Raw genomic sequence first — 12776 nt, 5'->3', positions numbered from 1 at the left:
TCTTGTTTCTTTTTTCTTTACTTTCTCTGCTTCATTTTTTTGCTCCCGATCGCTTGACTTTTAAGACAGTCGCTACATCTAATGCACAAATTTAGGCTTGTTGCGAATGAAATGTATAATCTTTGAGATGTTTCGCTTCGCTCAACATGACAGCTTAACTCGGATTTCTCACCAATTCTTGCAACCTCAGTCCAGAGTCCGTAGGGGCGGGTTTAGCAAAATCTTCGTGAATGATTCGAGTATATCTGTGAACCCGCCCCTACTGTTTGTGAGAAATGCGGGTTAAGCATTTATGTAAGAGGTCTATTGTTTAATTTGAGTTGTTAAATTATTACCAATCTGCTCAAGACGATCTGTCCCTACTTGCATTGATATCATCATTTTAGATAATTGTGAAACTAAATCTTCCCTGCCATGTTCTTGAATATTCTGCAAAATTTCCGGTGGTATATCAGTGAATTGTTGCTGGCATAGTTGTAAATTATTAATCAGGTCTTTAATAACTACTTGCGCTTCTTGAAGATTGCCAGATATCCAATTAATGGGGTTGTTTATTTCATATACTGATTCGGTAATTAACTGGCTAACTACAGATATTTGATTAGTTTGGGTTTTTGGTAATTGCGTTTGTTCTTCTAAATAACTATTTTTCTTTAAATGATTAATATAATCTAAAGTACGGCTAATAGTATTCTCTAAGTCTTGAAAGTCAATAGGTTTATTGATGAAATCACAAGCTCCCAGACTCATGGCTTGTCTAATCATTTTTATATCTTCGTATGCGGAAACAATAATAGATTTGGTATTTTCATGAAATTCGCGGATTTTGCCCAGCAATGTCAATCCATCCATTTCTGGCATATTAATGTCAGTTATCACCAAATTAATCAGGGGATTTTCTCGTAATATTTCTAGTGCTTCTATCCCATTATAGGCAAAAATAAATTCATACTCTCCTTTGCGGATCTGATTTCGGAAATAATGAGATACTAGACGTTTAATCAATTTCTCATCATCCACAAATAATATATATTCAGGCATGACTTAAAACCCTTCAATAATTTTGCTTATTTTTGATTTATCGACAAAGAAATTGGTATGATGATTATGAATTCTGTGTATGCTCCAACTTCGGTTTTTACTTGAATATCTCCTTGGTGTTGACCAACAATAATATCTTGGATGATAGATAGCCCTAAACCTGTACCGTCTCCAGCAGGCTTAGTAGTAAAGAAGGGATCGAAAATTTTATCGATTAAATTTGGTGCAATTCCATTACCATTATCTCGAATAATGATTGAGAAATTTTCTCCTTGATTTTGGGTTTTGATAAAAAGTTGGGGGATAAACTGTTTACCAATCTCCTGTTTTTTCTTATAAGCTGCATAGCAACCATTATCAATAATATTAATCAAGGCTCGATTTATATCCTGAGAAACAATTGCTACCTCCGGTAAAGATGGATCATACTCAGTTTCTATTTTTATATTAAAGCCTTCCCACTTATTGACTAAACTATGATATGCCAGTTGAATGGCAGTGGCAACTAAGGCATTGAGATCAGTGATTTGTCGTTGACTGTCACTATCAGTTCGAGCTAAAAGCAACATATTCCTAATGATGTTATCAGCCCTGAGTCCTTGCTGTTTGACTTCTGTGACATTCTCAACTATGTCATTTAGGGTTTGTTTGATAAAGTCAAATGATTCTGTTTTGACAAGCTCAGATTGAGATTCGAGTTCTGCAAGTACATCCTGTGCTAAGTCAGCAGAAATTTCAGCAAAATTATTCACAAAATTGAGGGGATTTCTAATTTCATGGGCTACTCCGGCTGTGAGTAAACCCAAGGATGCAAGTTTTTCTTGAGCAATTATTTTAGTTTGGGCGGCTTTTAATTCCCGTGTTCTTTCTTCCACCTTAATTTCTAGAGTCTGGGAATATTGCTCTAGTTGCTCATACAGTAAGGCATTTTCTAGAGAAATTGCCGCTTGAGAACATAATAATTGCAAAATGGCTAGGCGATCGCTAGTAAATGCGCCGACAGTCAAATTATTTTCTAAATACAGAATCCCAATGAACTTTCCTTGATTAATAATCGCTGTCGCCAACACAGATTTTGGTTGCTGAGATTGAATATATGGATCATTCCCAAAGTTAGATTCGTCTATTGCATCGCTCAAAACGACATCTTCATGAGTTCTAGCCACATAATTAATCACAGATAAAGGTAGAATGTCCGCAACCAAGGCTCTGGCTGACTCTACACTAATTACCCCTAGCTTATCTACGGAAATTTCTATTCCTAGCTTTTCATTTCGGCTGAGAATCAGACAGCCATGAGCAGCACCAGCATTTTCAATAGCGATTGACATCAATTTTTTGAGCAATTCGCTTAAGACTATTTCCCCAGATATTACTTGTGATGCTTTAATTACAGTTGCTAAATCTAAAGATTCACTATGATCAGTCTGCGTTGTAGTCACACTATTATGAGTAGTCAAAGTTTGTTTACGTTTACTAACTACTCCTGTTTTGTCTAGTAATTGGGGATATTTGACTAATAAATCCTCTACTTTGCGTGTAGCACCCCACAATTGATAGCTGTAGTGAGCTTCTATCATGTAGAGTTGGGCAATATTTTCTTTACCTTGAGTTAGCCAGAACTTAGCGGCTAGTTCATTAGCTAAAGCGACATTTTGGATAAAATCATATTCTTGTGCTGATGTAATTGCTTGGTCATATAAATCCATCGCCTTTAAATATGCACCAGATACGCGAGCCATTTCTGCTTCAATCAAAAGATACTTATGCAAGAAATTCTCCTGGCTATTATTTGCCCAGAGTTTCATCAGCTTTTGATTAGCAACTAATTTTTGCCAATACTCCGTTTGTTCTTCTTGAGTAAATTGAGGATATAAAGAAGTCAGGATTAGTGATTGGGCGAAATTTTGATCAGCTACTGGAATCAGACCTTTCAAAAATTCTAGATAATTTTCTGCCTCTAAAGAACACCTGAGTGCTTCTAAATTTTCATCATAAAAATAAAGAATTTGAGATTTTAAAGTTAAATAGCAGAATAGGGGAGCAAAACTAGTGCGATCGCGACAACCTGCTACATATTCTAATTCACTAATTTCGGTAGTGTCAAAATCTAGCTGATCTGATGTTCTTGCTGTCAAATTTAATAGATTTAAACGGGCTGCTAACATGGTATCTTTTGCCCATTGATTCTGATTTTTCTGGACAAATTGCAACCCATTGTCTAACTCTGACAATACATCTGCTAATTGCACTCCTTCAAATAAAGTATTAAATATCTGAAAGGCGAGAATATATCCCGCAAATTGTAAGTCTCCTGATTCCAATCCTGCATGATATCCGTCTTGATTAATTGCCCGCGTAAACTTGATATGTTTGACCCAATTTGTTTGAAAATTCGCCAATACAAAACAGGCTTTACATTTTTGTGCTAGATTATTAAACTTTTCACTCACTTGCAGAGCTAACTTACCAAACTCATAACCCTTTTGATAATCCCGCCAAACAGCACCTAGTAACATCCCATAATTGGCATAGCCCTTAACAGATTCACCTAAATTACCATATTTTAGAGAGAGATTTAATAGTTCTAAAACTACTATTTTGTATAGTCTTTGGTCTGCAAGATAAGTTGCCGGATCAACATTCATTAAAAGATTTAAAGCAACTATTTTTTCGGGAATTACCATATCTGGCTTATCAATTAAGCTGGCAATATCCTGGTTTTCTAAAAGTTGATTAGCCTCAGTGATTAAAACTTCTAAAGCTGCTTCAAAGTCAGCTTCAGGTAAGTAAATTCCTAACAAAGCCAAACCTTTACGTCCGGCTGTAACAGCCTCATCTAGTTCCCCTAATAGGGTATACTGCACAATCAGCAGATTATAGATTTTAGCCTTTTCTAGATTAGTTCTAGTCTGCTCTAGCATGACTGCAATCAGAGATTGGGACTGCTCAAAATTACCCAGTAAATACTCAACTTCTGACCTTTCTAGATGCAAATTAAAGGCTAAATCATAGTGTTCTTGCCAAATATCACCGGGCAGAACTTCCATACCTGCAATTAAATATTGCAAAGCTGCACTATAAGCATTTGCTTCTTTGGCTTTCTTTCCTGCTGATAAATTTAATTTAGTTAGCTCAATTTTTTCTATATTATTTACTAGTAGTTCTCGACTTAAATTGAGATGATCTACAACTTCAAATATTCTATTAACTAGTTCTGATGTTACTAGATTATGTAATAATAACTGACCAATTTGAAGATGAATATTCTTCTTGTTATCTTCATCAATTAAGGCATAAGCCGCTTGTTGTACACGGTCATGCAGAAACCGATAATTGATAATTATTAGGGGGGAATGAATTAAATCTAATTCTGTAATTTCTAAATCAGAAGTGGGTATAATTAGTCCTTCTTCAGTGGCGGGTAAAATATCCCTAAAGGTTTCATGTGTTGGTTTTTCAGAAATAATTGCCAGTGTATTTAAATCAAAACTATTACCTACACAAGCTGACAACTGTAAAATATGCTGAGTCTTTGGCGACAGTCTTTTTAACTTGCCGATCATTAAATCCACAACATTATCTGTAATACCCATTTCTTCAATTTGGGTAATATCCCACTGCCAAATCAGGTTTTGTAAATCAAATACCAGCAGGTTTTCTTGATATAATGTTTTCAAGAATTGACTAACGAAAAAAGGATTACCACCTGTTTTAGATTGTACTAGCTTTGCTAATGGTTCGACAGAGATGATATCACTGTATAAACTCTCGGAAATTAGTTGAGTAATATGTTCTAATATTAGTGGCTCTAAGGTAATTTCTTCAATAAGAAAACCTGATTTTTTTAATCCTTCAATAGTAATGATGGCGGGATGATTAATATCTACTTCATTATCTCGGTATGCGCCAATCAAAAATAAATAACCTAATTCTTCATCTCTCATAATTAAATCAATTAATTTGAGAGTAGCAGAATCAGCCCATTGTAGATCATCTAAAAATATGACTAACGGATGTTCTTTTTGGCAAAATACACGAATGAAGTTTTGAAAAACTAAGTTAAAGCGATTTTGAGATTCTGCTGCGGCTAATTCTTGTACTGGTGGTTGTTGATTAATAATTAGTTCCAATTCTGGGATAACATCAATAATTACCTGACCGTTGACCCCTAAAGCCGTTAAGATTTTATTTTTCCATGTTTGCAGTTGGCTTTCACTTTCTGTCAGCAGTTGTCTAATGAGAGATTGAAAGGCTTTAACTACTGCACTATAAGGAATATTTTTCTGAAATTGGTCAAATTTACCAGCAATAAAATAGCCTCGTCGTTCAGTGATGGGTTTATAAATTTCCTGTACTAATGTTGATTTACCAATACCAGAATAACCAGCTACTAACATCATTTCTGTGTTTCCTTTGCTGACTCTGGTAAAAGCTGTTAGTAAAGCTGCAATTTCTGGTTCTCTACCATAGAGTTTTTGCGGAATTTTAAATTGGTCTGAAATATCTTGACTAGCCAGGGTAAATGAGGAGATTTTACCTTGATGATATTGCATCAAACAAAATTCTAAATCTGCTTTGATACCCAAAGCACTTTGATATCGTTCCTCCGCAGTTTTTGCCATTAATTTCATGACAATATCTGATAGAGTTTTGTGTATATCTGGATTGATGATATGTGGTGGAATTGCTTGTTTAGCTAGATGAGAATGGACTAATTCTAAAGAATCATCAGTTTCAAAAGGAAGTTTTTGAGTTAGCAATTCATAAAATGTCACACCGAGGGAGTAAAAATCAGTGCGATAATCGAGGGCGCGGTTCATTCTCCCTGTTTGTTCTGGCGACATATAAGCCAGAGTACCTTCTAAAACATTGGGATGTTTGAGGGTAGTATTTTCACGAGTAAAAACTGTAGCAATACCGAAGTCAATGATTTTAACTTCGCCTGTTTTGGGGTTAAAAACTATATTTGAGGGGTTAATATCTTTATGAATGATATTAGCTGCATGGATTTGCGCTAAAGTGGCGGTGATTTTAATGGCGATCGCTAAAAAGTCTGCTATGGAGTTAAGATGATGAGAATGCCTGAATGAATCACCCCCAAAATCTTCTAAGATAATCACTAAAGTTTTTTGATACGCTTCTAAAGCATAAGCTTTCACCACTCCATCTAAATGTAAATTGCGGGTAATTTCATATTCTTGCTTATATCTAGTCAGTTCTGCCGATGTGGGATAATCTTGCTTGAGAACCTTGAGAATCACTGCTTGGTTATCTTGTTGCCTAACACTCCGATAAACTTCGGAATTATAACTTTCATAAATTTTCTCTAATATTTGATAACCAGCGAGTTTTATCATAAGAATACGCGGTAAGTGGGAAACTCAGAGGCTTTAGCCCTGAGAGGGAAGCGGTACGAGTGGTTTTAACCGCATTGGATATTTTGTTCATTACCGCCTTGGAGTTGGGAAATTAGGGGTACTTTTGTGATGTACTTTCAACGGGACAATTACCGTTTCAAATTTTCCAACTCTGTACGCATAATGTTTTGCTCTAAAGAGCCTCCCATTTCTGGGGTAATGTTAGCTTCTCCCAAGGGGAGACGCTGCGCGAACGACCAGTTATAAGAGCTTGTTAGGCTTGCAACACTGTTCCAGTGACCTTAGAACTGTTTAATCACAAGCGACAGAGCAGGGAACTAGCTACGCATTCCAGGGTGTCGTAACTCAAATAACGGCTACTCGTTTAACCAAGTGGTCTGGTCAGTACAGCTTGCTTGATTACTCTTACAAGCCCAGTCCCTTTAGGGCTGGGTTACTGACAGCTAATGTCACATCTGTCTGTCTGACGATTGTAAAGATATTATTCCCCAAAACTAGAGACTGTTGCACAATTATCGCCGAGAATTTCGTGAACTATACTGTTACGCTTCAACGAGTTATCAGGACAAGAAAGCGTGATCATTGTTCATTGTTAATAACTGCTGCTGTTTACACGTCGTTATGAAATTGACATTTGATTTTTATAGTACAAGATAGTAATTGTAGATAAATCAATTAGTTAACTATATGTCCCTCATGGATGGATAAGATAACGTTTTTAAATACTTATGTATTTACTAAAATTTACACTTCACTCTTAAATATATATACGGTTTAAATAATGAAACAGTCAAAAAATGGTTGACAACAATTCATTAGAAATACTGTATTTAGCGTTCAAGATCAACGTTGAACTTAAAAATATTAAATTTTGCGTTCGTATTAATACTGACTTAGATAAAGTTATTTACAATTTAGTTTCAATGCTATGACCACTGCTCAGAATAATGAATTAAAACAATTCAGTTTTGCACCTGAACAATTTGCAGCATTGTTTCCCTTCCATCTGGTAATAGATCGAGAAATGAAGATTGTGCAGGTGGGTGGAGTGCTTCAGCGCATTCTTGAACCTGTGGTACTGCTTGATAGTTCCCTGGAAGAACATTTTCAGATTCATCGCCCCAACTGTCCAGCGAACTTTGCAGCGATTATACAGCGATCGCGATCGCTGTTTCTGCTGCAATCCCATTACAAGGAAATGCAGCTTAAAGGACAGATGCTATATCTAGAAGCATCCGATCATCTCTTATTTCTTGGCTCTCCTAACGTTACTGATATTGCCCATCTAAAAAAGTTAGACCTGAGTCTCAATGATTTTCCTCTCTACGACTCGGTGGTAGATAATTTATTTCTCTTGCAAACTCAGAATACCGCCCTTGCAGATGCCCAAAAACTCACCGCCCAACTAAAATCTCAACAGGCAGAATCACACGCCACAGTCGTACTTTTGAGCAGGCTGATTGAAAGTTTACACGTTGGTATTCTATTGGAAGATGACACCAGACATATTATTCTGGCAAATCAGGAATTTTGTCATCAGTTTGCCCTTCCCTTTGCTCCAGAGGCTTTACAGGGTATGGATTGTCAAAAATTAGCTCCAGCCAGCCAAAAACTATTTGCTAAACCAGAGGAATTGATATGGTACTTAGATGAGGTCGTTAGTCAACGCAAAATAGTTCTGAATCAAGAATGGCAGATGCTAGATGGGCGCACCTTAGAACAGGACTATATACCCATCATGGTTGAGCAAAAATTGTATGGTCATCTATGGAAATATCGGGATATTACCGACAGAAAAAAATCTGAAAATGCCCTGAAATTAAGTGAAGAACGGTTAAAGCTAGCCTTAGAAGCTGTAGATGAGGGCATCTGGGATTGGAATCTAGTCACTGGAGAAGTTTATCGTAGTCCACGCTGGTTCACAATGTTAGGCTACACCCCAAATGAACTAGACAAACATATTAAACTGAGAAATGGGTTAATCCATCCAGAGGATCTACCCCAAATGCAACAAAAGTTAAAAGCTCATCTCAAGGGTGAAACTCCTGTATATGAGGCGGAAATCCGGTTACTGGCTAAATCTGGAGAATGGAAGTGGATTCTAGATCGAGGTAAATTAGTTAGCCGCGATTCCCAAGGAAAAGCCGTGAGAATGGCGGGAACGCATTTAGATATTAGCGAACGCAAAAAAGCCGAAGTAGAACTCCAGCAGGAATACCAAAGAGCATTACTGTTGAAACAAATTACTGAAGAAATTCGTCAGTCTTTAAAACTAGAAAAAATTCTCCAGACAACAGTAAAAGAAGTCCAACGGATTTTACAGGCCGATCGCGTCCTGATTTTCCAAGTCAATCCTGATGGTTCTGGTAAAGTTGTGCAAGAGGCTGTAGTTCCAGGATGGTCGGTGACTCTAGATCAGGATATTAATGATCCTTGTCTGAGCCAGGGATATCTTGACTTTTATCGTGCTGGACGGATAACTGTCATTCCCGATATAGAGCAAGCAGGATTTCAAGCTTGTCATGTAGAATTTTTACAGCAATTTCAAGTCAAAGCCAATTTAGTCGTCCCAATTTTGATCCGGGCAGATTTGTGGGGCTTATTGATTGTGCATCAATGCGATCGCCCCAGACAATGGACTAATTGGGAATTGGATCTACTCAAACACCTAGCAGATCAAATGGGTATTGCTCTCAACCAAGCCCAGTTACTATCTCAGGAAAAGCGTCAAGCCCAGTTGTTGGCACAGCAGAATGAAGAGTTGAACCTTGCCAAGCACACAGCAGAGACTGCAAACATGGCTAAAAGTAACTTCCTCGCCACAATGAGTCATGAAATCCGTACCCCCATGAATGCAATTATCGGCATGACAGGACTACTCTTAGATACTTCCTTGAACCCTGAGCAACTCGATTGTGTAGAAACTATCCGTAACAGTGGTAACGCCTTGTTAACAATCATCAATGATATTCTCGACTTTTCTAAAATTGAATCTGGTCATTTAGAGTTAGAAGCACAACCCTTTGACTTACGCACCTGTGTAGAAGAAGCCTTGGATTTGTTAGCACCTCAAGCCGCCTCCAAAGGGATTGAATTGATGTACCAACTGTCATCAGACACACCGACTCTGATTATTGGTGATATTACTCGCCTGCGTCAGATTCTCTGGAATTTACTTAGTAATGCCGTCAAATTTACCAGTGATGGGGAAATTGTCGTGGCGATCGCCGCTCGGCAGTTAGTACCGCATAAATACGAGTTAAAATTTGCCGTTAAAGATACAGGTATTGGCATTCCAGGCGATCGCCTACATCGACTGTTCAAGCCCTTCAGCCAAGTAGATGCTTCCATGACTCGGCGTTATGGTGGTACTGGTTTGGGGTTAGCTATCAGTAAGCGTCTGTGCGAAATCATGGGTGGCAGAATGTGGGTAGAAAGTCAAGTAAACAAAGGTTCTAGCTTCTATTTCACAACCATTTTGCCAGTGCAAACCTCTCATATTGATAATTCTTGCAGTGTCGATTCAGAACTGGTTGGTAAGCGATTACTACTAGCAGTAAATAACGCCAACTTGAGAAAATGCTTAACCTTACAACTGCAAACATTGGGCTTATCTGTCCAAGTTGTCGAGTCGAATGCTACTACCCTAAATTGTTTGTGGGAACAAAAACCCTATGATCTGGCTATCTTAGATATTGATGAACCAAACTTTAACCACCTCAACCTGACAGCTAAGATCCGTGCTATACCCAGACATCGAGAATTACCTTTAGTAATGTTAAGTTCTAAAGGCAAGCAAACCTTAGAAGTCAAGCAGATAACAGCAGACTTTACAGCCTTTCTGCATAAACCTATTCGGCAATATCAATTACATCATACGCTCTTACAAATTGTTCGCGGTAGCTGGGTTAAGAAGGTAGATCCCAAAGCCATTATTCCCTCTTATTCCCGATTGCCGACAACAAATCGCCCAGCCATTGATACCCAGCTAGCCCAAAGTTTACCGTTGAAAATTCTGCTAGTTGAGGATGTGTTAGTCAATCAAAAAATTGCCATCAAAATGCTGCAACGGTTAGGTTATTGGGCAGATATAGCTAATAATGGCTGTGAAGCCTTAGAAGCTTTACAAAGACAACTCTATGATGTTGTGTTTATGGACATCCAAATGCCAGAAATGGATGGATGGGAAACAACGCAACGGATTCGCACAGACTTCTCCCCTACGGCGCAACCTTGGATTATTGCGATGACAGCCCATGCTCGCCCAGAGGATCGCCAGCAATGTTTAATGGCGGGTATGGATGAATATGTGAGTAAGCCGATTAGTATTGAAGCACTGGAAGCAGTCCTGAAACAATTTGGTAATGAGCAGAGGAGCAGGGGAGCGGGGGAGCAGGGGAGCGGGGGAGCAGGGGAGGCAGGGGAGGCAGGGGAGGTAGGGGAGCAGGGAAGCAGGGGAGCAGGGGAGGCAAGAGAGCATGATTCGCTAGTCACCAGTCACCAGTCACCAGTCACCAGTCACCAGTTACCAGTCCCCATTCCTCAAGTAATCGACCAAAAGACTATGGAAGGTTTACGCAAAATGGCTGGTAATGAAGCCAATGTCCTGATTGCTGAACTAATCCAGATTTACCTCGAAGATACTCCAGTTCAAATCCAGACGATTCAGCAAGCCTTAGCTTCTGGAGAACGAGACAAACTCAAAAAAGCAGCTCACGCTTTGCGATCGCCTAGTGTTAGTCTGGGCGCACTTAACCTAGGGAAAATCTGTGCGACTTTGGAAACTACAGCCAATGAACAAACTTTAGAGCAATTATCTAGGCTGGTTGATCAGCTAGAAAGCGAATATAACAATGTTATCAACGCTCTCCAACGACTTTTGGAAGAGTAGGGAGTAATGAGTGCTGAGTGCTGAGTAGTGAGTAGTGAGTAGTGAGTGCTGAGTAGTGAGTAGTGAGTAGTGAGTAATGAGTAGTGAGTAGTGAGTAGTGAGTGAGAAATCCAGGAATAAGTAATCGTCATTTTTCCTTGTCTACCTTCCAATTCCCAATCAATGCCCAATATAAAAAATGGCTGAAATACCTGATTCCAAAGTTAAAATTTTAGTAATTGATGATGATCGTATTATCCAACTCATTATCAAAGGAACACTAGAAGAGCAAGGATATGAAGTGATTCTTGCGTCTAGTGGTATACAAGGCTTAGAAAAAGCTCATAAATATTATCCGGCGATCATTATTTGTGATTGGCAAATGGATGAAATGGATGGTTTAGAAGTGTGCCGAGAAATTAAATCTCAATCATTTCTAGCAACTACCTTTTTCATCTTACTTACTTCTAGAACATCTGTAGAAGACAGAGTAGAAGGTTTAGATACAGGTGCGGATGATTTCTTAAGTAAACCTATCGAGATGAGTGAATTAAAAGCACGGGTGCGAGCCGGACTTAGACTATATCAAGCCAATCGAGAACTCCAGAGATTAGCCAAAGATTTAAAAGTCCAAAAGCATCTTTTAGAAATAGAGCTAAAAGAAGCTGCTGATTATGTAACATCTATTCTTCCTGCACCGATGTCGGGACTCGTCACCATTAACTCTAGGTTTTTACCATCTCGTCAATTGGGTGGTGATTGTTTTGATTATTACTGGCTAGATGATGAGCATTTAGTTATCTATCTTCTTGATGTTTCTGGACATGGATTAGCTGCGGCTCTACCTTCAATTTCCGTGCATAATTTATTGCGATCGCATTCTCTCCCTAAAGCCAGACTCACTCAACCATCTGAAGTTCTCGAAGATTTGAATGAGATATTTCAAATGGATAAACACAATGCTCAATATTTTACAATTTGGTATGGAGTTTTTAACCGCAGTTCGCATCAACTAACCTACGCTAGTGCTGGACATCCTCCAGCTTTACTGTTTTCTCCATCCACTGACTCTGGTTTAGAAGTTAAACAATTATGTACCCGCAGTCTCCCCATTGGAGCTTTTGCAGAAGCAGAATATCACAATGCTGTATGTGATATTCAACCAGATAGTAAACTCTATGTTTTTAGTGATGGAGTTTATGAAGTAGAAAAGTCTAATGGTACTATGTGGGATTTGGAAGGATTTATTAATTTTTTGAACTTATATAATCAATCATTAAAATTGGATTTAGAATCAATTTTAGAATATCTAAAAACTTATACCAATATCCAATCTTTTACAGATGACTGTTCTTTAATAGAAATTAAATTTAGCTAATTTACTAGTTATAAATATTTAATATAAGCATTTGACGTTTCGTAGTAAGGACTTTAGTCCTTAGAAAACAGGACTTACGCAAGTGTCACGATCGATAGTTGGTGCG

4 protein-coding genes are annotated in these 12776 nt (G+C 38.1%); 2 read left to right on the top strand and 2 right to left on the bottom strand.

Annotation, left to right across the window (positions count from 1 at the left end; translation table 11 throughout):
- Positions 1 to 303: 303 nt before the first annotated feature.
- Together L6494_RS11790 and L6494_RS11785 are read right to left on the bottom strand one after the other, a co-directional pair.
- Positions 304 to 1041, bottom strand: coding sequence for a response regulator (locus L6494_RS11790; RefSeq protein ID WP_237995030.1), 738 nt, complete (start codon positions 1039 to 1041; stop codon positions 304 to 306).
- 26 nt (positions 1042 to 1067) lie between these two features.
- Positions 1068 to 6401 (bottom strand): trifunctional serine/threonine-protein kinase/ATP-binding protein/sensor histidine kinase, encoded by a 5334-nt coding sequence (locus L6494_RS11785; RefSeq protein WP_237995028.1) that lies wholly within the window; start codon positions 6399 to 6401, stop codon positions 1068 to 1070.
- Positions 6402 to 7350: 949 nt separating this feature from the next.
- Here L6494_RS11785 and L6494_RS11780 point away from each other — a divergent pair.
- Complete coding sequence (locus L6494_RS11780; protein WP_237995026.1) at positions 7351 to 11313, top strand: response regulator; 3963 nt, start codon at positions 7351 to 7353, stop codon at positions 11311 to 11313.
- A gap of 178 nt (positions 11314 to 11491) precedes the next feature.
- Entirely contained in the window at positions 11492 to 12670 is a 1179-nt protein-coding gene (locus L6494_RS11775; protein WP_237995025.1) for a PP2C family protein-serine/threonine phosphatase, read from the top strand.
- Positions 12671 to 12776 lie beyond the last annotated feature (106 nt).

The sequence above is a fragment of the Nostoc sp. UHCC 0870 genome (genome assembly GCF_022063185.1).
Classification (GTDB): Bacteria; Cyanobacteriota; Cyanobacteriia; order Cyanobacteriales; family Nostocaceae; genus Trichormus.
This window is presented reverse-complemented; position numbering and strand designations above follow the sequence as displayed.

Bases quoted from the DNA above. Each gene is read 5' to 3' on its own strand.
- L6494_RS11790 (WP_237995030.1), bottom strand. From the start codon at position 1,041: ATGCCTGAATATATATTATTTGTGGATGATGAGAAATTGATTAAACGT.
- L6494_RS11785 (WP_237995028.1), bottom strand. From the start codon at position 6,401: ATGATAAAACTCGCTGGTTATCAAATATTAGAGAAAATTTATGAAAGT.
- L6494_RS11780 (WP_237995026.1), top strand. From the start codon at position 7,351: ATGACCACTGCTCAGAATAATGAATTAAAACAATTCAGTTTTGCACCT.
- L6494_RS11775 (WP_237995025.1), top strand. From the start codon at position 11,492: ATGGCTGAAATACCTGATTCCAAAGTTAAAATTTTAGTAATTGATGAT.